Annotated in this window: 23 protein-coding genes; 14 read left to right on the top strand and 9 right to left on the bottom strand. The window is 44.2% G+C overall.

What is annotated here, in order from left to right; translation table 11 throughout:
* Positions 1-8 precede the first annotated feature (8 nt).
* The 3 genes from MHB63_03505 (at position 9) to MHB63_03495 (ending at position 3,358) form a co-directional block, all read left to right on the top strand.
* Positions 9-1,052 (top strand): ABC transporter ATP-binding protein, encoded by a 1,044-nt coding sequence (locus tag MHB63_03505; GenBank protein ID MEK3805654.1) that lies wholly within the window; start codon positions 9-11, stop codon positions 1,050-1,052.
* A 3-nt stretch (positions 1,053-1,055) separates the two neighbouring features.
* Positions 1,056-1,994, top strand: a complete 939-nt coding sequence (locus tag MHB63_03500; protein ID MEK3805653.1) for an ATP-binding cassette domain-containing protein — start codon at positions 1,056-1,058, stop codon at positions 1,992-1,994.
* Positions 1,995-2,200: 206 nt separating this feature from the next.
* Positions 2,201-3,358: a putative glycoside hydrolase gene (locus MHB63_03495; GenBank protein MEK3805652.1), complete on the top strand. Its 1,158-nt coding sequence runs from the start codon at positions 2,201-2,203 to the stop codon at positions 3,356-3,358.
* A gap of 505 nt (positions 3,359-3,863) precedes the next feature.
* On the opposite strand, the gene MHB63_03490 is transcribed toward MHB63_03495, so the two are convergent.
* A complete protein-coding gene (locus tag MHB63_03490; protein ID MEK3805651.1) occupies positions 3,864-4,049 on the bottom strand; it encodes a hypothetical protein in 186 nt (61 codons plus the stop codon).
* 119 nt (positions 4,050-4,168) lie between these two features.
* On the opposite strand from MHB63_03490, the gene MHB63_03485 reads away from it, so the two are divergent.
* Complete coding sequence (locus MHB63_03485; GenBank protein ID MEK3805650.1) at positions 4,169-4,747, top strand: GNAT family N-acetyltransferase; 579 nt, start codon at positions 4,169-4,171, stop codon at positions 4,745-4,747.
* Between the two features lie 260 nt (positions 4,748-5,007).
* The gene (spxA, locus tag MHB63_03480; GenBank protein ID MEK3805649.1) at positions 5,008-5,403 is read left to right on the top strand and encodes a transcriptional regulator SpxA; all 396 of its coding nucleotides are present in this window, start codon (positions 5,008-5,010) and stop codon (positions 5,401-5,403) included.
* 24 nt (positions 5,404-5,427) lie between these two features.
* On the opposite strand, the gene MHB63_03475 is transcribed toward spxA, so the two are convergent.
* Positions 5,428-6,102, bottom strand: coding sequence for a TerC family protein (locus MHB63_03475; protein ID MEK3805648.1), 675 nt, complete (start codon positions 6,100-6,102; stop codon positions 5,428-5,430).
* A 322-nt stretch (positions 6,103-6,424) separates the two neighbouring features.
* On the opposite strand from MHB63_03475, the gene mecA reads away from it, so the two are divergent.
* The 5 genes from mecA (at position 6,425) to pepF (ending at position 12,091) form a co-directional block, all read left to right on the top strand.
* On the top strand, positions 6,425-7,096 hold the full coding sequence (gene mecA / locus MHB63_03470) for an adaptor protein MecA (protein MEK3805647.1): 672 nt from the start codon (positions 6,425-6,427) through the stop codon (positions 7,094-7,096).
* Positions 7,097-7,182: 86 nt separating this feature from the next.
* The gene (cls, locus tag MHB63_03465) at positions 7,183-8,706 is read left to right on the top strand and encodes a cardiolipin synthase (GenBank protein MEK3805646.1); all 1,524 of its coding nucleotides are present in this window, start codon (positions 7,183-7,185) and stop codon (positions 8,704-8,706) included.
* A gap of 94 nt (positions 8,707-8,800) precedes the next feature.
* On the top strand, positions 8,801-9,976 hold the full coding sequence (locus MHB63_03460) for a competence protein CoiA family protein (protein MEK3805645.1): 1,176 nt from the start codon (positions 8,801-8,803) through the stop codon (positions 9,974-9,976).
* Between the two features lie 63 nt (positions 9,977-10,039).
* Positions 10,040-10,192 (top strand): hypothetical protein, encoded by a 153-nt coding sequence (locus MHB63_03455; protein MEK3805644.1) that lies wholly within the window; start codon positions 10,040-10,042, stop codon positions 10,190-10,192.
* A gap of 81 nt (positions 10,193-10,273) precedes the next feature.
* Complete coding sequence (gene pepF / locus MHB63_03450) at positions 10,274-12,091, top strand: oligoendopeptidase F (protein MEK3805643.1); 1,818 nt, start codon at positions 10,274-10,276, stop codon at positions 12,089-12,091.
* Positions 12,092-12,136: 45 nt separating this feature from the next.
* Here pepF and MHB63_03445 read toward each other — a convergent pair whose 3' ends face one another.
* From MHB63_03445 to MHB63_03425, 5 genes are all read right to left on the bottom strand, one after another.
* On the bottom strand, positions 12,137-12,313 hold the full coding sequence (locus tag MHB63_03445; protein MEK3805642.1) for a hypothetical protein: 177 nt from the start codon (positions 12,311-12,313) through the stop codon (positions 12,137-12,139).
* A 376-nt stretch (positions 12,314-12,689) separates the two neighbouring features.
* A complete protein-coding gene (locus MHB63_03440; GenBank protein MEK3805641.1) occupies positions 12,690-13,562 on the bottom strand; it encodes a ClpXP adapter SpxH family protein in 873 nt (290 codons plus the stop codon).
* The gene (locus MHB63_03435; GenBank protein ID MEK3805640.1) at positions 13,562-13,972 is read right to left on the bottom strand and encodes a hypothetical protein; all 411 of its coding nucleotides are present in this window, start codon (positions 13,970-13,972) and stop codon (positions 13,562-13,564) included. The genes MHB63_03440 and MHB63_03435 overlap by 1 nt, the downstream gene beginning before the upstream one ends.
* A gap of 197 nt (positions 13,973-14,169) precedes the next feature.
* Positions 14,170-14,808 carry a lytic transglycosylase domain-containing protein gene (locus MHB63_03430; protein ID MEK3805639.1) on the bottom strand — a complete coding sequence of 213 codons (639 nt, stop codon included), beginning with the start codon at positions 14,806-14,808 and terminating at the stop codon, positions 14,170-14,172.
* A 14-nt stretch (positions 14,809-14,822) separates the two neighbouring features.
* The gene (locus MHB63_03425) at positions 14,823-15,413 is read right to left on the bottom strand and encodes a CYTH domain-containing protein (protein MEK3805638.1); all 591 of its coding nucleotides are present in this window, start codon (positions 15,411-15,413) and stop codon (positions 14,823-14,825) included.
* A gap of 131 nt (positions 15,414-15,544) precedes the next feature.
* Between MHB63_03425 and MHB63_03420 the strand changes: the two genes are divergently transcribed.
* From MHB63_03420 to MHB63_03405, 4 genes are all read left to right on the top strand, one after another.
* A complete protein-coding gene (locus MHB63_03420) occupies positions 15,545-15,928 on the top strand; it encodes a hypothetical protein (GenBank protein MEK3805637.1) in 384 nt (127 codons plus the stop codon).
* An 81-nt stretch (positions 15,929-16,009) separates the two neighbouring features.
* Entirely contained in the window at positions 16,010-16,642 is a 633-nt protein-coding gene (locus tag MHB63_03415; GenBank protein ID MEK3805636.1) for a GTP pyrophosphokinase family protein, read from the top strand.
* A gap of 21 nt (positions 16,643-16,663) precedes the next feature.
* A complete protein-coding gene (locus MHB63_03410) occupies positions 16,664-17,458 on the top strand; it encodes an NAD kinase (protein ID MEK3805635.1) in 795 nt (264 codons plus the stop codon).
* A 1-nt stretch (position 17,459) separates the two neighbouring features.
* A complete protein-coding gene (locus tag MHB63_03405; protein ID MEK3805634.1) occupies positions 17,460-18,356 on the top strand; it encodes an RluA family pseudouridine synthase in 897 nt (298 codons plus the stop codon).
* A 636-nt stretch (positions 18,357-18,992) separates the two neighbouring features.
* Here MHB63_03405 and prpE read toward each other — a convergent pair.
* The gene (gene prpE, locus MHB63_03400) at positions 18,993-19,736 is read right to left on the bottom strand and encodes a bis(5'-nucleosyl)-tetraphosphatase PrpE (protein MEK3805633.1); all 744 of its coding nucleotides are present in this window, start codon (positions 19,734-19,736) and stop codon (positions 18,993-18,995) included.
* Positions 19,737-19,857: 121 nt separating this feature from the next.
* A complete protein-coding gene (locus MHB63_03395; protein MEK3805632.1) occupies positions 19,858-21,033 on the bottom strand; it encodes an FtsW/RodA/SpoVE family cell cycle protein in 1,176 nt (391 codons plus the stop codon).
* Between the last annotated feature and the right edge of the window lie 134 nt (positions 21,034-21,167).

Below are 21,167 nucleotides of genomic sequence, written 5' to 3'. Positions count from 1 at the left end.
AATAGACGATGGAAAAAATACTTGAAGTAAAAGACTTGCACATCTCCTTCCATACATTTGGAGGAGAAGTACAGGCAATCCGCGGAGTTGACTTTGACCTGAAAAAAGGAGAGACACTTGCCATTGTAGGTGAATCCGGGTCAGGGAAATCGGTTACGACTAAGTCAATCATGCGTCTGCTGCCTGAAAGCAACTCTGACATAAAAAAAGGCCAGATCCTTTTTGGCGGCAAAGACCTTGCCAAGCTGAGCGATAAACAAATGCAGAAGATTCGCGGAAAAGACATCTCTATGATTTTCCAGGATCCGATGACCTCTTTGAACCCGACAATGATTGTCGGCAAACAGATTATGGAACCAATTGTGAAGCACCAGAATATGAGCAAATCACAGGCGAAAGAGAGAGCGATTGAGCTGCTTCGTCTTGTAGGGATACCAAAGCCCGAGCTTCGCTTTAAGCAATATCCGCACCAATTTTCAGGCGGTATGAGACAAAGGGTTGTAATTGCAATTGCTCTTGCCTGCAATCCTAAAGTCTTAATTGCGGACGAGCCGACAACAGCTCTTGATGTTACGATTCAGGCCCAGATCCTTGAGCTGATGAAGGATCTTCAAAAGAAAATCGATACATCCATTATTTTCATTACGCATGACCTTGGAGTCGTGGCAAACGTTGCTGACCGGGTTGCAGTCATGTATGGCGGCAAGATTATTGAAATCGGCACAGTCGATGAAATTTTCTATAATCCGCAGCATCCATATACATGGGGATTAATCAGTTCGATGCCAAGTCTTGATTCTCAGGACCAGGAACTGTATGCCATTCCGGGTACGCCTCCGAACTTGCTAAACCCTCCAAAAGGTGATGCATTCGCTGCCCGTAATGAATATGCGATGCAGATTGACTTAGAAGAGCAGCCTCCAATGTTTAAAGTGTCCGATACCCATTATGCGGCAACATGGCTGCTCCATCCGGACGCTCCTATAGTTGAACCGCCGGCAGCTGTTAAACTGCGCCAGCGCAAGTTCCCTGAAATCAAGGAGGGAAAATAACACATGCAAAAAGAAAAACTTCTTGAAGTGAAAGATCTGAAACAGCACTTTAATGTAGGAAAATCGAATGAAGTGAAAGCTGTTGACGGTATTTCGTTTGACATTTATAAAGGCGAAACACTTGGACTTGTCGGAGAATCCGGATGCGGAAAATCGACAACAGGCCGTTCAATCATCCGTCTGTATGAAGCAACCGGCGGAGAAGTGAAGTTTGGCGGAGTCAATGTCCACGGAAAAAAATCAAAAGCTGATTTGAAAATCTTTAACCGTAAAATGCAAATGATTTTCCAAGATCCTTATGCTTCATTAAATCCGAGAATGAAGGTTTCTGACGTTATTGCCGAGGGAATTGATATTCACGGTCTTGCGAAATCAGACAAAGAGCGCATGGAGCGGGTATATGAGCTGCTTGAGACAGTTGGTTTGAACCGGGAGCATGCGAACCGCTATCCTCATGAGTTCAGCGGAGGACAGCGCCAGCGTATCGGAATCGCCCGGGCACTGGCTGTAGATCCTGACTTCATTATTGCCGATGAGCCGATTTCAGCGCTTGATGTTTCGATTCAGGCTCAGGTTGTCAACCTGATGAAAAAGCTGCAGCAGGAAAAAGGTCTTACGTACCTGTTCATTGCCCATGACCTTTCCATGGTAAAATACATCAGTGACCGCATCGGTGTTATGTACTTCGGAAAGCTTGTAGAGCTTGCAGATGCAGAAGAGCTTTACAACAATCCGATTCATCCTTATACACAGGCTCTATTGTCTGCGATTCCGCTTCCGGATCCGGACTATGAGCGCACGCGCATCAGAAAAAAATATGATCCTGCCCAGCATCAATACACTGCAGGAGATGAACCGCAGTTCCGCGAAGTAAAACCAGGACATTTCGTTATGTGTTCAGAAGCGGAATTCAAACAATATCAGTCAAAATATACGAACTAGCCATGTTGAAGTGACCTCTTTTAAAGAGGTCGCTTTTTTATGTTTCAAGGAAGTGGTTGGCAAATCCTGTTGGAATTTGTAAAAATAAGTCTCATTACATGTATGAACCGCTATACCTGTCATTTATAATAAGAAGAAACTAGCCAAAAAGGGGTGGTAACGTGGCTTTTTATAGGAAGGTTTTTCCTGTCGCATTGCTTGCGTTCATACCTGTATTAGCAGGGGGACATCAGGCACAGGCGGATTCCGTTTTAACCGCATCCGTTCATGAGTCTAAAGAAATCGTTCATCAGCTGAAAGAGCTTCCGGAAGAAATGCCCCGTTTTCTGTTTGATTCAGGCCTCGTGTTTCAGTACCCTGATGCAATTAGAGGGATTTATGTGACAGGCCATTCAGCAGGAGGCAGCAAGTTCAGCCAGCTCACAGACCTGATTGATAAGACAGATTTAAATGCTATGGTTATCGATGTGAAAGATGATTTTGGAAACCTGACCTATATGCCTGAAAAAAAGTCGCCTTATTTCGGGATCAGTAAACAATACATAAAAGATCCGCGGGCCATACTTGAACAGCTTCAGAAGAAGAACATTTATCCGATTGCGAGAGTCGTTGTATTTAAAGATTCTGTACTTGCGCAGCAGAAGCCCGAGTGGTCGTTTCAGGACGGCAGCAGCGTATGGAAAAACGGCAGGGGCGAATCATTTGTTAATCCTTTTATGAAGGAAGTATGGGACTATAATGTGAATATCGCCATTGAGGCAGCTAAATTAGGCTTCCAGGAAATACAGTTTGATTATGTCCGGTTTCCGGAAGGGTTTGAAAACAAAGATGCAGCCCTTACGTACAGCCAGGGAAAATATGGTCAGTTAAAACAGGATAATGTTCAAAAAAGGGTAACAGCGGTAACGGACTTTGTAGCCTATGCAAAAGAAAAGCTGAAGCCATATGGCGTCAAGGTTTCTGTTGATATTTTCGGATATACAGCAACCCTTCCGGAAGCGCCGGGCATCGGGCAGAACTTCTCGAAAATTTCAAGCCATGTAGATGTCATCTCCTCTATGATTTATCCGAGCCACTGGACGGCCTATTTCGGCATAGAAAAACCCGATCTGAAACCTTATGAGCTGATTACAGAATATGCGAAGCTCGAAAAGAAAAAGCTGGCAGAGCTGAAAAACAGTCCCGTCTCAAGGCCTTGGCTTCAGGACTTTACCGCCTCGTGGCTTGGCTCCGGCAACTATAAAAAGTACGGAAAAGAAGACGTGGAAGCCCAGATCAGGGCGCTTCAGGATCAGGGAATCGATGAATATCTCATATGGAACGCAGGGAACAATTATACAAAGGGCGTTGATTATACTCCGTAAAAAAGAGGCTGGGACGTAGCTGTTTTTTAGTCATGAAAAAACCGAACCAGGTCTTTAGCCGGTTCGGGTTTTTTAAGTTTAAAAGACTAGGTATAGATCCTAATGTGTGTTGTGATATTACGAGTGCAGCCGCTTTTACCGCAGGCGGTTCCTCGATTGTGGCGTCATTCGTTGCAGTGCTGCCACTTTTACCGAAGGTGGTTCCTCGATTGTGGCGTCATTCGTTGCAGTGCAGCCACTTTTACCGTAGGTGGTTCCTCTTTGTGGCGTCATTCTCGTTAGTGCTGCCACTTTTACCGGAGGAGGTCCTCATTTGTGGCGTCATTCGTGGTAGAGCAGCCACTTTTACCGTAGGTAGGCCCTCGTTTGTGGCGCCATTCGCATTAGTGCAGCCACTTTTATTGGAGATGGCTCTTGTCCGTTCCCCTCTAACAGCAGCACTTTGTTTCGTCCATTAAACTAAGTAAGTGTTCTAATCCGCTTTTAACCTCACTTTGCCTTTAACCTATTTCTTCCGTCCGCCGACTTTTCTCCAGCCGGCCTGTGTTTTCAGGGTGTGATCCACGTTTTCATTCTTCTTTTTTCCGGCAAAGATGGTTTCTCCAATTCCATTTGCCATAACTCCCATAAAGGCGGTAATTCCGATAACGAGTGCTGCCACAATCAGAAAATCTATTGCATATTCAGCCAAATCCATCACCATCCCATTATTTACTATATTTTTATAGTAGCTCATGTTTAACACTAAGGAAAGAGGGTATATCTAATTTAGAGAGAAACGAACGTTAACGAACAGCAAGGAGCGGGTCAATGAACTGGTATGAGAAGCTTAATCAGTACTTTCCTGTTGAGGAAATGAAATCAAAAGAACATATGGAAACTCTTCTGAAAGAGCGGGGTGATATTTATCATAAAGATGAAGGGGAACATCACGTTCTCATGTATGCCGAGCTTGATGATTTTATCTTCATTGATTACTTATTTGTTGCCAAGTCAGCAAGAGGCCAGGGACTGGGCCATAAGCTGATTGCGAAACTGAAAGAACTCGGAAAACCAATACTTTTAGAGGTGGAACCTGTGGATGAAGATGTACTTGATACAGGCAAGCGGCTGAAATTTTACCAGAGAGAAGGCTTTCAGCATGCAAAAGCGATTGGATACAGAAGAAAATCCCTCGCAACGAATGAAGTCAATCCAATGGAAATTCTGTACTGGTCACCTGATGATGCAAGCGAAGAGAAGATCTATGAAGCGATGAAAAAGACGTATTTGCTTATTCATACTTACAAAGACAAAGAATTCTACGGGAAAAAATATCAGGATGTTCAGGATGTCCTGTCGATAAACGACCGGGATGATTCAAAAGACATTTTTGATAATCTGAATTAATTGAGAATCCTGCTGTCCACTTGCGAATGACAAAACCTGCAGAACGCAGGAATTGGCAAGTGTAAAGGGAGTTTTCCCGCCACTTTACGGAATTGTAACTGTTTTGTCAAACATTTGTATTTAAAAAGTGTATACTTACTTACTTTTCTATAGTATAATCCTTTATAGATATTACTTAATTAAAGTAATTTCAATCTAAATACAATTCATCTTACTTATATAGCAGTATGCTCATTTACACATAAAGGAGTGAAAGGTTTATGGTAACGTTATATACATCACCAAGCTGTACTTCTTGTCGTAAAGCTAAAGCATGGTTGGAAGAACATGAAATTCCTTATACAGAGCGCAATATTTTCTCAGAGCCTTTGTCGGTAGACGAAATTAAAGAAATTCTGCGCATGACAGAGGACGGAACGGATGAAATCATTTCAACGCGTTCTAAGATTTTCCAGAAATTGAACGTTAACGTTGAAACGATGCCTCTTCAAGATCTGTATGATCTGATTCAGGAGCATCCTGGTCTTTTGAGACGCCCGATCATTATTGATGAAAAGCGTCTGCAGGTCGGATACAATGAAGATGAAATCAGACGATTCCTTCCAAGAAAAGTACGCACATACCAGCTGCGCGAAGCACAGCGTTTAGTTAATTAACTGACAGAAAACCTTCCTTATCATTTAAGGAAGGTTTTCTTTTTTTTCCATGCGCTGATAGATAAAGCCCGCTGCTGTCAGGAAGAGGATAAGCAAGTACGGAAGCAGCGTACCCATGCTCGGGTGGGTATGGAAGATTGGTGCAAGCTTATGCTCATGGATAATCATTTTGCCGGCTGTATAGGCAAGCATGCCTCCCCCGATGTAGACGAGAGCGGGATATTTGTCCAACAGCTTTAAAATCAAATTGCTCCCCCAGATCATAATAGGAATGGAGATTAAGAGCCCGATGACGACAAGCACCGTTTTCCCTCCCGCAGCACCTGCAACGGCAATGACATTGTCCATGCCCATCAGCATATCCGCCGCCACAATCGTCTGCACGGCTTTTCTCAGTGACTGGTGGCTTTTAATTTCTCCTTCCTTCTCTTCTGACCCGACAATAAGATGATAGGCGATATAGAGAAGAAGAATTCCGCCGATCAGCTGTACGAATGGAATTTGAAACAAATAGACCGCGACTGTTGTAAGCAGAATCCGGACGACAATGGCAAAAACCGTCCCGAGCACCACAGCTTTTTTCCTCTGCTTTGGCGGAAGGTTGCGGCTTGCCATTGCAATGACAATCGCATTGTCCCCGCCGAGCAGAAGATCAATGCCGATAATCATAACTAAAGACATGAGAAATTCCTGTTCCATTCAAGTACCTCTTTCTGTGTATTAGACTGCTCGTACCAAGTATATGAACGAAAAGATGAATTATGAGCTTATCCTTCTGGGCAAATAACTGTTTTTGTAAATCCTGAGGTTTTTTTATTTCATTCAGAGCAGTTTTATCATAAAATAGGAGTACAAGAAGCTTGAAAGGCAAGTCTCATTTTCAAGACAAGTTTTAAACGCCTGCGAAGCGCTGCGCTGACGATTAAATAGGTGCTGATTTGGGTAAAGTGTAAAAAAGTGCAACTTATTTAGGGGTTTAGTTGTCCCTTCAACATCATATAAAGAAGGGAAGGTTGTAAAGATGGAGATAGAGCGTATTAATGAATATACCGTAAAGTTTTATATTTCATATCTTGATATAGAAGAGCGCGGTTTTGACAGAGATGAAATCTGGTACAACCGCGAAAGAAGCGAAGAGCTTTTTTGGGAAATGATGGACGAAGTGCATGACGAAGAAGATTTTATGGTCGAAGGACCGCTCTGGATTCAGGTTCAGGCGCTCGACAAAGGGCTAGAAGTAATCGTGACAAGAGCCCAGCTTTCAAAAGACGGCCAGAAAATCGAGCTTCCCCTGTCTGAAGATAAAGTAAAAGAACTGCCTATGGATGAAAATATTGAATCCATCCTCGATCATCATTTCAGCGATGACCTTGATGAAAAATCAGACAGCTCGCAGGATGAGGAGGAACAGCAGCTTGAGTTCCTTGTGAAGTTCAATGATTTTGAACACCTTATTTCCTTGTCAAAAGTACAGCTCAGCGGGTTTACAAACGCGCTTTATTCCATGGAGAACCGGTATTACCTCTTTGTGGAATTCAACGATGAGCACTCAGACGAAGACATTGAAAATATGCTCAGTGTTATACTCGAGTATGGACAAGAATCACGCATGACGGTTCACCGCGTTGCCGAATACGGCAAACAAATTATTGCCGAAAACGCATTGAGTGTTATTAAGCAGCATTTCAGCTGAAGATCTAAAAGCCGATTTCATTCTGATTGAAGTCGGTTTTTTTTAGCCAATAGCGGCCATCACCTTTATAGAGTCAGGGGAATCACATGAAGAATACAGTCCGTGTTTTTTTATTTACAGCATTAATAGGAATAGGCATCTACCTTCTTCAAAACGTGACAGGCAGTATTTCAAGCGAATGGCTTCTGACGGCTGTGACCGTTTTGTTTACATTTTCGATTATCTTCATCGGCTTTGTTATCTTTCTTGAAAACCGCAAGCCATCGCAGACGATTACATGGCTCGTTGTCCTTGGAAGCTTTCCGCTGATTGGTTTTTTGTTCTACCTTGTGTTTGGAAGGAATGTAAGGAAGCGGAAACTGTTTGACAGAAAGGCGCTTGTTGATGAAAAAATCATGTTTGAAATTGAAGGGAATCAGCGCTCTTATGAAGATAAGATCGACTTAATGGGAGACCACCAGCAAATGCTTTTTAATCTGGCCCACAGGCTCGGCCATACACCGATTTCATTTGCAACGCGGTCAAAAACATTAACGAACGGGAAAGAAACGTTCGACCATATCTTCAGCGAAATCGAAAAAGCCGAGCATCATGTCCACTTGGAATACTATATTGTCAGACACGATGAAGTAGGCTGCAAGCTTAAAGATCTCCTGATCAAAAAAGCGAAGCAGGGTGTTGAAGTCCGCTTCTTATTTGATTCAGTCGGCAGCTGGAAGCTGTCTAAATCCTACATAAAAGAAATGCGCGCGGCAGGCATCGATGTGGTCTCTTTTTTGCCTGTTAAAATGCCGTTTTTAAATAATAAAGTTAACTTCCGCAATCACAGAAAAATCGTCGTTATAGATGGAACTGCAGGATTTGTCGGCGGGCTGAATGTCGGAGATGAATACCTGGGGAAAGATGCGTACTTCGGCTTCTGGAGGGATACGCACTTAATGGTGCGCGGAGAAGCCGTCCGCACACTTCAAATGATTTTTCTGCAGGACTGGTACTATATGACCGGAGAAAACCTTGTGAAAAAGGAGTACATGACACCGACTGTGCAACTGGAAGAACATGAAGGCGGAGTACAGATTATTGCAGGAGGGCCCGATAATAAATGGGAAGTCATCAAAAACCTGTTCTTCTCCATGATTATCTCTGCCAAAGATTCCATCTGGATTGCATCACCTTATTTTGTTCCGGATGAGGATATTCTATCTGCGCTTAAGGTAGCAGCCTTAAGCGGTGTGGATGTCAGACTCCTCGTGCCGCGCCGTCCCGATAAAAAAATTGTCTTTTACGCATCAAGGTCGTATTTCCTTGAACTGCTTGAAGCAGGAGTAAAGATCTACGAATATAAGGAAGGCTTCATGCACAGCAAAATTGTCATCGTCGATTATGAGCTTGCCTCAATCGGAACGGCAAATATGGATATGAGAAGCTTTCATCTGAACTTTGAAGTCAACGCTTTCCTGTACAGAACACGAAGCACACAGAAGCTGGTCAATGACTATGAAAAAGATATCTTGGACTCTCATGAGATTATCATGGATGAATTTGAAAAACGGCCGTTCAAACAGAAATTGTTTGAATCCATGTCAAGGCTGCTTTCGCCATTGTTGTAGGGCATACCTAAAGAGGTGTGTCTTTTTTTGTGCTTTCTTTCTCCTGTATATTGTATAATGGAAAAGAATTCTAAATAGGAGCTGATAGATAAACATGCTGATAGCCAAAGATGCTGATGGCAGACTGATCAATCTGACATCGATAAGGAACGGTCATTCAGATCTGCATCGTATGCGCGGAAAAACGCATTACTGTCCCGTGTGTGAACATCCCCTTGACCTGAAAGCGGGCAGCATTAACATTCCTCATTTTGCCCATCAGAAACTGAAATCCTGCCTCATCGACCACGAGCCTGAATCAGACTATCACCTGAACGGTAAGATCCAGCTGTACGAGTGGCTGAAAAGTCAAAACATGGTCCAAACAGAAATGGAACGCTATTTTCCTGAGATTATGCAGAGGCCGGACGTTTATGCAGACACAGGGCAAAGAAAAATTGCCGTCGAATTTCAGTGTTCAGCCATACCTGCCGCCCAGTTTTATAAACGAACTTCGCAGTATAAGCAGGCAAATATTGAACCGCTCTGGATTCTTGGAGCAAAAAACGCGGTAAGATTAAGCAGCAGCACCTTTCGCATCTCTCCGTTTCAATGGCTTTTTGCAAAACAGGGGCCTGATATTCTTGGTCCACCATATCTCCTGTCTTATTGTTCGTCCCTTCAGGCTTTTCTTCTCATCGAACACCTCATCCCATTTTCCAAGCAAGTGTTCACATCCATTCCCTCAGTCAAACCCATCCGTCATATCTCCCTTCACGATGTAACTCCGCAGGCAGCGCCATCGCCAAAAAATTGGACACAGTGGCTGAACCTCGTCAAAATGCACCGGCTTAAGCCGCACATCCACTTATCAGAAGAACTGAAATCCCTTCAGCAAACTCTCTATGAAAAAAAGCAAATTCCGCTGTCATGTCTTCCTTCAGAAGCCTTCATTCCTGTCGCGACTGGATATCTTTTTCATACAGCTGTTTACGTTTGGCAGACAAAGATCCTGCTTTTTATAGACTCTTTATCTGTGCGTTCAGTCTTTCAGCTGCAAGATGCAGGAAATGAAATAAAGCGTGACCGCCAGATTGGAAGACGTGATATCAGCCATTTGAAGCACGTATCCATCGGAGCACCTGTCCGGGCTTACCTTGAGGCGCTGACTCAAACAGGATTGATCGCGAAGGAAACCACCTATTCATACAGAAAAACGGCAGAGCTGAACTGGACTCATAATCAGGAGGAGCTTTTAAAAAGAGACAATGAGCTTTTAAACAAAAGATAAATGAGTATGAACAGGGGGGAGATGCAGCAACCTAAGGACAAAACGAAAAATGGAGGAATGAGTATGTTTTATAAGAAGAAAAAGAAAGCGACTTTATTTGATTTTACTGTAACAGCAGCAAGCACGGGAGCCATTGCCTACATCCTTGCAAAATCGATGCAGAAACACGGGGGAGAAAATGACGGACCCCGTCGGGAAATGTCTGATGTTGAGTGAAAATAGCAAGACTCTTCAATTGATTTGATAGAAAATATAGAATATTATTGGAGTAATCATGTTTAAAAGGGGGATATTTCCATGACAGAACAAACAGCTGCAAAAACGCTGCCGAAACGGTCTGAAATTGCTGTAGAAGACACGTGGAGACTTGAAGATATTTTTAAAGACGACGAGGCATGGGAAGCGGAATTTAAAGAAGTAAAAGCAGCCCTGCCGAAAATGGAAGAGTTTAAAGGAAAGCTTGGAGATTCTGCAGATGCCTTTCTTGAGGCCTTAACGTATCAGGATTCAGTAATGGAGAGACTTGGCAAGCTTTATACATACGCGCACATGAGATACGATCAGGATACAGGGAACTCCCACTATCAGGGACTGAACGACCGCGCCGCAAACCTCTATACGCAGGCAAGCAGCGTGTCATCCTACATGATACCGGAAATACTTGAAATGGATGAAGCGAAGATCAAAGAATTCCTTCAGGAAAAAGAAGAACTGAAGGTGTACGGACATACACTGGATGAAATTAACCGCCAGCGCCCGCACGTGCTTTCAGCCGAGCAGGAAGCCATGCTTGCTCAGGCATCGGATGTTCTCAGTTCTTCAGGCAATACATTCGGCATGCTGAACAACGCAGATCTTGAATTTCCGTCCATCAAGGATGAAGACGGCGAAGAAGTGGAAGTCACCCACGGCCGCTATATCCGCTTTCTTGAAAGCGAAGACCGCAGGGTAAGAGAAGATGCATTCAAAGCTGTATACGGCACGTATGACAAATACAAGAATACATTCGCAAGCACGTTAAGCGGAGCCGTTAAAAAAGATAATTTCTACGCAACAGTAAGAAACTATTCTTCTGCGCGCGAAGCGGCACTCAGCAACAACAACATTCCGGAAGAAGTATACGAAAACCTTGTGAAAACGGTGAATGACAACCTTCACCTGCTGCACAAGTACATCGAACTCCGTAAAAAAGTGCTGGGACTTGAAGAGCTGCACATGTATGATCTGTTCACACCGCTCGTAAAAGAAGTGAAGATGAAGGTGCCGTACGCAGAAGCAAAGGATTACCTTTTAAAAGGCCTTGCTCCTCTTGGAGATGAGTACATCGCTATATTAAACGAAGGGTTTGAAAACCGCTGGGTTGATGTTCATGAAAACAAAGGAAAACGAAGCGGCGCCTATTCATCAGGCACATACGGAACAAATCCTTATATCCTTATGAACTGGCAGGATAACGTAAATAATCTCTTTACACTTGCACATGAATTCGGGCACTCTGTGCACAGCTACTACACACGCAATTCACAGCCTTATCAGTACGGGCACTATTCAATCTTTGTGGCAGAGGTGGCATCTACCTGCAACGAAGCACTATTGAATGATTACCTGCTGAAAACAATCGATGATAAGAAGAAACAGCTGTATCTTTTAAATCATTACCTTGAAGGATTCAGAGGCACGGTCTTCCGCCAGACGATGTTTGCGGAATATGAGCATGCCATTCATAAAAAAGCACAGGACGGAGAGCCGCTGACTCCTGATCTTCTGACTGAACTGTACTATGATCTGAATAAAAAATACTTCGGAGAACATTTGACTGTAGATGAAGAAATCGGGCTTGAGTGGGCAAGAATTCCTCATTTCTACTACAACTACTATGTCTATCAATATGCAACAGGGTTCAGTGCAGCTACGGCGCTCAGCAAACAGATCCTTGAAGAAGGGGAGCCTGCCGTTAAACGATACATTGAGTTCCTCAAATCAGGAAGCTCTGACTACCCGATTGAAGTCCTCAAAAAAGCCGGCGTAGACATGACTTCAAAAGAGCCGATTGAAGAGGCGCTGAAGGTGTTTGAAGAGAAACTGAACGAAATGGAACAGCTTCTGTCTGAATAAAAGAAAAACCTGCAGCGATCATTGCTGCAGGTTTTCTGCTTTCATCTAAAACCCTTTAAACGTATTCCGGTGATTCACAAAGTACAGAGTTACAAAAATGGAAACAAACAAAAGCGGCGAAGAAATCAGCAGCGGGAACATTTCCATCAGCCCAAGAACGTTCAGGAAAAAGCTGATAAGCAGGATTACGACGCTGATAAGCAAGGGGATGCGGTTATTCATAATCTCCTCCCGGATTGTCCTTTTTAAAAAACTATGAAGTGCCGGGCATTTTTATGTTTGTGACAAATTTGTGAAATGAAGATCAATGGGTTGTCATAAGTCGACAGAATCTGATATATTATAGATGTGAAATTAATCACAAACAAACATTTACCCCTTTGTTTGACCGTGAAAAATTTCTCCCATCCCCTTTGTTGTCGTTAAGACATACAGAAGACTCCGTATTACCCGTGCGGAGTCTTTTTAATGTTTATATTGTAAGCGCTTTCTATCTAAGGTGACGCTGAACTCTTTTTGGATCCTGCACATCATCTGGTTTTTTAAAGGTGTCCAAAGGGAATAAGAAAAAAGACCCGTACATATGTACAGGGTCCGTTCATTTGATATATCTCCAGAAAGTGCCGTGTTTGAGCGGGACACGTTCTGCTTTTTGAGCAAGCATGTACTTTTTCATTTCCCTATCCGCATCTTCATGGGTCAAATTGTAGACAGCGGCAATTTCGGCTGTGGCTACAAAACGGTAATAGCTCAGAAAGATTTCAAGAGGGGGAGCGACAGATTTTTTCGGCAGGTCCCCGATCATTTCAGACAGGATGCCTACATACATTTCGTAAGGATAGATTCCGCTTATCTTCAGTCCTTCTTCATCCACATTCTGATTGAAGAACGTAAGAGTGGGATTTTCCTGAACCTCCATCTCGGAAGAAATTTTCAAATCGCATTGAAGTGCTTTCGCGGCGCTTGGCGAATGAAGATCTCTTATGAATTCATCTTCGTCCAGTCCTACTTCTTTTGCAATCTCCAGGAGTACTCTTTCTTCTGAAATATTTCTCGTTTCAAGAAACAGAACTTCCTGAAGCTTCCGCAAATATTTGATTCCGGCTTTTCTTCCCTGAAGCTCGGCAGCTTTAACCGCCAGGGATGCTGCAAAAGGTGCTGAAATGTTGCTTTCTGACTTAAGGATGCCGTCGCAGGACATGCCGGTCAGACTGGCCGTTTTTTCCCATGCTTTTGACTGATTGACGGGTGTCCTCTTTTTGAATTGATTAAGCGTGTTGATACGGCCGCTGATAATGTGTTTCAAAGTGAAAAAACGCCCGTATTCAATCTGAAGTTTTTTAATAATCGGCTCAAGAGCCCAGCATTCAGGACATAAAGGATCGATAAACATGTAAATCTCAAGCGGTTTTTTTGAGTTTCCCTGGCAGTGAGAGAAAAAAGGTGCCGTATTCTCACTGTGGCTTATCATCATTGGTGTATCCCTTTCTCTTGCAGCTCTTTGTCAGGTGTGTTCACCATATGCCGGGCCGTCAGCTCCAGCCGTTCAAAAAACCATGCTTGAAATCGTTCATCCAGATCCAGTTCATCCATTGCTTCTTCCATGCAGGACAGCCACGCGCGTGCTCTCTCAGGCGTTATTTCAAATGGCAAATGCCTGGCGCGAAGCATGGGATGTCCGTGTTCTTCTGTATATAAAGACGGTCCGCCCAAGTATTGCGTTAAAAATTGTTTTTGTTTTCTGGCTGTTTCCGATAAATCATCCGGAAAAATCGGAGAGAGCAGAGGATGCTTATGCACTCTTAGGTAAAAGGCATCAACCAGCTGCGAAAGTGCATCTGCTCCGATCGCCTCGTACGGTGTTGCAAATTGATCAGCCATTCCAGTGATCTCCTTTATTTCGTAATAAGCTTATTGTAACAACTGACTTGCCATTGCTCAAACAAACTGCTCTGAGTGTCTTTAGTTCTTTCTCATTATATAAGGAATTATGCTTTTAGGCGACAGGGATTTTTCTGGTCTGTCCTGTATTTGAAACAGCATAAAAAAAAAGCCGATTCATTGGAATCAGCTCTTCATCAGGCGTAATAGGCATCTGTAATTTTTTGAACGTAGCTGCGTGTTTCTTTAAAAGGGGGAATTCCGCCGTATTTATCCACATTCCCCGGCCCTGCATTATAGGCAGCGAGAGCAAGCGATACGTTTCCGCTGTATTTCGTGAGCATTTGCTTCAGGTATTTCGTGCCGCCTTCCACATTCTGAACCGGGTCAAAAGCGTTGTATACGCCAAGTGACCTGGCGGTGGCAGGCATGAGCTGCATGAGTCCTGCCGCCCCCGCATGACTGACCGCATCCGGATTGAAGTTTGATTCCTGTCTGATGACTGAACGGATCAATTTCTCGTCCACACCATATTTGGCTGCCATTTCAGAAATAATGCCGTCAATATGTGAGGTTCTATTTTCCGGCATAGGCTTTGGAGCACTCTCTATTTGAACGTGATCATTCAGTAAAGGCGCTGGCTGAGTCAGCTGGACCGGCAGTCCAATTGGCGTACGGACAGCAACGGAATCGTTTTTCTGATCCTCATTGATAAAAGACTGAAAAACATCCTTGAAATAAGAATGGGAGGACAGGGGGGAAACCGTTGTTTCTTCTCCTGAAAGACTCCGCAATGCCTGCAGCTGCAGGGCTGATTTGAGATGGGCGATATCCATTTGCTTTTTACTCCTTACTTGTTTTCCGTCAGAAGTTTTTGGTCGTAAAAACGTTTGATTTTATTAGGGGTTTTGCGAACCGGAATATGGTGAGAGGCAAGCAGGTTCTGAAAAGAACGATATCCCTCTTCCGCATTTGTCACTTCAACCTCAATTTCGTAATCCTCTTTATTTAAATATCGGCTGTGATCAAGCACAATTAAGCCTTCATCTGTGTTTTTTTCAGCCCGTGAGGTGGACAGCGTCCCGAAAAACCTCAAGTCACCTGAATTTACTCCGAGGTTTTGGAGCTGTTTTGTAATGGCTCCCTCTCTCAGCCGTTCATTCGAAAACAAAAGCCCTTCCGCTTCTTCTTTGTGCAGCTGCTGGTGTGTTTCAAGCAGTCCGATCTCTGCAGGCTCTTTCAGTGTAAGCACATAGCTTCCATTTTTAAACCGGATGCGCAGGGCAGCATTTGAGGCTTTCAGCTGAAAATCAGGCGTGTCAAAGTAATGGTTTTCCTGAAGGCTGAATGCATCTTTTGTAAAGCCGAAAAAATCGGTCAATCTGTCAAATTCCTGTTTTGTAAGCAGGTTCTTATATTCAATTTCAATTTCCTGGTTCATATACGATGTTCCTTTCCGTTCTGACACTATCTTCTTCCATTATCGCAATTAAAAAACGGGTTTTCAATGTTTATCATGTAAAGGGGGAATATGTTAGAATAGACGTGGAATTGATTTGGAAGGAGATTGCTATGAAACAGAGAATTGAAGTAACAGGGGCAGTACGCGAAAATGACCGGATGATCTTTCAGGCACAGCCTTTTGAAGAGTCAGACCTTGCAGGACTTACTGCAGTGGGCCAGGTGCTTGCAGATTCGGATCAGCTTTCATTTATATACATATTGGATTATCAAGAAGAATTTATCTACGCTAATCTTCCTTCAAAGGTTTGGCCGGAGCTTAAAGAAACACTCGACAGCAGCATACCGGCATATTTGACGGTCAATGGGCTGACGATTGAGCTTAAGGATCTTCATGATGAATTATCAGCCCTGCTTGAAAACATAAAAGGAAATGCAAACTACGGGGAAGAAATGGAAAGAAAAGCAGTAGAAACGTTCGGTTTGGAAGATTGATACATAAGGAATTTTCTTAAAAAGAGATCAAATGCAGTGCACGCTGCAGCTTCGTTTTTTTACAAAAGGGGGAAGGTTATGATCGGAAGAAACTGGGAAGTGTTTTTAGCTCCGTACCGCCAGGCGGTGGATGAGCTGAAAGTAAAGCTGAGAGGAACCAGATCTCAGTATGAATTAGAAGGGACGCATTCCCCAATTGAATTTGTTACCGGCAGGGTGAAGCCAATCGCGAGCATTCTGGATAAAGCGAAGAGAAAAGAAATTCCGCTTGACGCTCTGGAACGCGATATGCAGGACATTGCAGGCATCCGCATGATGTGCCAGTTTGTTGATGATATTAAAATTGTAGTGGAGATGCTCAGGAAGCGGAACGATTTTAAAATCATTGAAGAACGGGATTACATTACACAGAAAAAAGCAAGCGGATACCGCTCCTATCACGTGGTGGCAGAGTATCCTGTCCAGACGGTTTCAGGGGAGAAGAGCATCCTTGTGGAGATTCAGATCCGGACGCTTGCGATGAACTTCTGGGCTACCGTTGAGCATTCCCTGAATTACAAATACAGCGGGAATTTTCCGGAGGACATTAAAATCAGGCTGAAAAGCTCTGCGGAGGCAGCATTTCTGCTCGATGAAGAGATGTCTAAAATCCGCGGGGAGATACGAGATGCACAAGTCATTTTTTCAAGGAAAACGGACAAGAATGATAAATGATGAAAAAAGGGGCATGCTGCTATGAAATTTGCAGTAACATCTAAAGGTGACACGGTATCAAATACTTTGATGCATAAAATGAAAGCCTACTTGATGGACTTTCAGCTTGAGTATGACGAGGACAAGCCTGATATTGTGATTTCTGTAGGAGGAGACGGAACGCTCCTGTATGCGTTTCACAGATACCGAAGCAGACTTGATAAAACGGCTTTTGTAGGGGTGCATACGGGACATCTCGGGTTCTATGCAGACTGGGTCCCTGATGAAATTGAAAAGCTTGTGATCGCCATTGCCAAAACGCCTTATCAGGTAGTGGAATACCCGCTGCTTGAGGTCATCATCAGACATAATGACGGCGGACGCGAAGCAAGATACCTTGCTCTCAATGAATGCACCGTAAAGGCCATTGAAGGCTCTCTTGTTATGGATGTAGAAATCAAAGGCCAGCTTTTTGAAACGTTCAGAGGAGACGGGCTATGCATGTCAACGCCATCCGGCTCGACAGCCTATAATAAAGCCCTTGGAGGAGCCATTCTCCATCCCTCTATCCCTGCCATTCAAGTGGCTGAAATGGCTTCCATCAACAACAGAGTGTTCAGAACGGTAGGCTCGCCGCTTGTGCTGCCGGACCATCACACATGCCTGCTGAAACCGGTTAATGATGTGGATTTTCAAATTACAATCGATCACTTAACACTTCTCCACAAAGATGTAAAATCGATTCAGTGCAGGGTAGCCAATGAAAAAATCAGATTTGCGCGGTTCAGACCGTTTCCATTCTGGAAGCGTGTCCGCGATTCATTCATATCGGAGTGACATGCCTGTGGACGCGTTTTTATTATCATGGACGATTCCTTCTGAAGACGAAGGAAAAACCATCAAAGACTATCTGAAAGAGAAAAAAATTTCAAAGCGTGCCTTAACCGACATCAAGTTTGCAGGCGGAAGCATTCTGCTGAACGGGGAACATGCAACAGTCCGTGCAGCGCTCTCTGCCGGAGATGACCTGAAGGTGACGTTTCCGCCTGAAGAGCCAAGCGCAGGGATTGTTCCGGAAAAAATGGATTTGGATATTGTGTATGAAGATGAATGGTGCCTTGTGATCAACAAACCTCCGTTTGTACCCACAATCCCGTCCAGAGAACACCCGGGCGGAACCCTTGCAAACGGCCTGCTGGACTATTACCGGGAAAACGGAATCGCTGCAACCATTCATGCTGTGAACCGCCTGGATAAAGATACTTCGGGACTCATGCTTGTCGCGAAGCACCGTTTTGCCCATTCGCTCTTTTCTTCCATGCAAAAGCAGGGAAGCATTAAGCGGACATATGCCGCTTTAGTAGAAGGGGCTTTGACCGAGGAGAGCGGAATCATTGATGCACCAATCGGACGCAAAGAGGAAAGCATCATCGAACGGACTGTGCGGGAAGACGGACAGGATGCAGTCACGCAATATCAGGTGATGTCTTCTGCGGAAAAGTACACCCTTGTAACTCTCAGGCTCGAAACCGGCCGCACTCATCAGATCCGGGTTCATATGGCTTATATCGGGCACCCGCTTTGCGGAGACAGCCTTTACGGAGGAAGCAGGGACCTGATTGGGAGACAGGCACTGCACAGCAGAGTACTCTCCTTTTTTCACCCGCTTCTTGAGAAGGAAATGACGTTTGAAGCGGAGATTCCAGCAGATATGCAGGCAGTGCTGAAAGGCTGATAATTGAAAGAAGACCGCCGTCGATTATGCCGGCGGTTTTTGATAGTTGGATTCTATAGAGTCAATTGGCAGAAATGCTGGTTTAAAGAGGGTTGGTAGTAAAACAAGGAAAGTTGGTAGTTATGCATGGATAGTTAGTTGTAAATCGGATGAAGCTGGTTGTGTTGGGCGGATTGTCGGCAGTAATGCATCCTGCCCAGAAGAGCGGATCTGCACCAGCCCAAGATTTAGCTGACTTGCATCATTCAGGGACGCAAATCAACTCAAAAATGCCCAAGATCTTGCTAGAAAAAGAGGTAGTTAGTGTGCCTGAAAAGAGTTTGGATAGCTGAAATGAAACCCTATTGAAATGCGCCCTCCGGAATATAGGGAAGTAAAACATGAAAATGCAACCCTATAAATAGCTCCCTCAGAAATATAGGGCAGCAAAACATGAAAATGCAACCCTATAAAATGCTCCATCTGAAAAATAGGCCAACAAAACCCTAAAATGCTGCCCTATAAAAGATTGCCGCAAAAATATAAGACACCATTACACCAATACGAAACCCTATAATTCGCCGCATCCAAAATAAAGGGCACCATTTTCATAGAAATGATACCCTTTCACAACAATATACTTCCACCTTCATCCCCTCACTCCGTCCCGTCCAGCTCCCTGAAACGTGTTTCAACGTAAGGCATGGAAGAGGGCACAGTCACCGTCTCTTTTTCCGGGTACCTGAGGGCTGTCAGCATTCCGCCAAATACTGCTCCGGTGTCAATGTTGACTGTGTTCCCGACGAATCTGGCTTTGCGCACCGGCGTATGTCCGTACACGATAAAGGGTTTTCCGCGGTACAGCTTGGCCCAGTCTCGTCTGACAGGGGTGCCGTCCGGATTCGTTTGGCCCGTAATATCTCCGTACAGAACAAATTCTTTGACCTTTTTGTTCGTTTTTCCTATGTAATCTGCCCGGATCCCGGCGTGGGCAATGACCAGTGCACCACCGTCAACCACCTGATAGAGAGGAGCCTGTTCGTACAGGTTCATGAAGCTTGCATAGATCTGTTTTCGTTCTTCTTCTTCCAGGGACTCAAGCTCTGCTGCGGTAGTTTCGAGTCCGTGGGCGACCTGGACTTTGTTCCCGAGCATGTAACGGTACAGTTTATTGCAGTGATTGCCGGGCACATAATAGGCTGCATTGTTCTCTATTAAAGCCACAACGGTTGCAATAACCTTGAGCGACTTTGGTCCTCTGTCAGCAAGATCACCTACAAACGCAAGCTTCCGGTCAGGGTGGAGCGGAAATCCGCCGGCCCAGTCGTACCCAAGCTTTTCCGTCAAGCTTTTAAACTCATCAAAACATCCGTGTATATCTCCGATAATATCGAGCTTCACACCTGCCACTTCCTTACTTTTCTCTTTTCTTCATCTTATCAAAAAAAGCATCTGGATTTATTCTTCCATTAAATGCACAATTGCATCCCATTATAAAGAAAAACCCGCTCACGTAAGCGGGTTAATCAAACATATACTTTCTCGTTCTTGAGCGGACATTCAGCACAATTCCAATGGCAATCATGTAAGTGGCAAGCGAGCTTCCTCCGTAGCTGATGAACGGGAGCGGAAGTCCTGTAATCGGCAGGAGGCCGACGGTCATGCCGACATTCTGGAAAACCTGGAATGTGATCATGCCGATTACGCCCGTGCAAAGAAAGCTGCCGAACGGGTCGTTGCTTTCAAGTGCGATGTGAACCATCCGGTAGATCAGAAGGAAAAACAGGGAAATGACAATACTTCCACCGATGAAGCCGAACTGTTCACTGATAATCGCAAAGATGAAGTCCGTATGTCCTTCAGGCAGGTATACTTCCAGCTGCTGATAGCCTTTGCCGTATAATTCTCCGGAGCCGATGGCAAGGAGCGATTTAATCAGCTGAAATCCGATATCGTTAGAGTATTCATAAGGGTTCAGCCAGCCGTAAATCCGGTCCAGCTTGTACGAGTTCGTATCAAGAATATACGTGTTGAAAAAACTCGGGAAGGCAAAATAGATGCCGACTCCCATGGCAAAAACGGCAGCACCTGAAAAAACGAAGCCGAGAATGATTTTCCATTTCACGCCAGAAACGAGGATCAGTGATCCGATGATGGCGCAAAAAACCATCGTCATCCCTGTATCCGGCTGTCTCATCAGCAGGAGTATGGGAGGTGCGGCTGCTGCAAATACTTTACCTAATAGGAGCAAGTCGTCTCTCACAGTATTGGTTGCGTATTTCTCCCTGTGATCTGCTATAATTCTGCTGAGCACAATAATCATGAAGATCTTCATTAATTCAGAAGGCTGGAAGTTTCCGATTCCGGGCAGTGTGTACCAGCTTGTCGCGCCTTTGATCGGCTCTACAATCGGCGGCGGAAGAATTTCAAGGCCGATGAGCAAAAGCATCCCGAATCCATATAAATACCATGAGAGCTGCTTGAAGCGGTCAAAGTCGATAATCATCGTTCCAATGACGGCGATAATACCGATGATGTACCATCTGAGCTGCAGAAACGCAAAGTTTATATTCTGCAATTTTTCGGGTAAAGTAGGCTGGGCACTGCTTATGGCGACGGCACTGGTCAGTGCCATTAAAAACATAATAAAAATCAGCGTGTAATCTAATTGCTGCTGTGGGGATTTATCTGTGTTCATACGGGATCCCTTTCTTGTACTTTCAGTCATTATATGGTTTGTGCTTAGCTTGCAAGCGAAAATCATCTTTTTCAATCTTAGCGAAAATTGACGGTTTTGCAAAGGATTCATTTGTAAATCAGTCAAAAACATGA

This window comes from Bacillus sp. FSL H8-0547 (assembly GCA_038002745.1).
GTDB lineage: Bacteria > Bacillota > Bacilli > Bacillales > Bacillaceae > Bacillus_P.
Note: the sequence above shows the minus strand (reverse complement) of the source record. Positions and strands in the feature narration are given on the sequence as shown.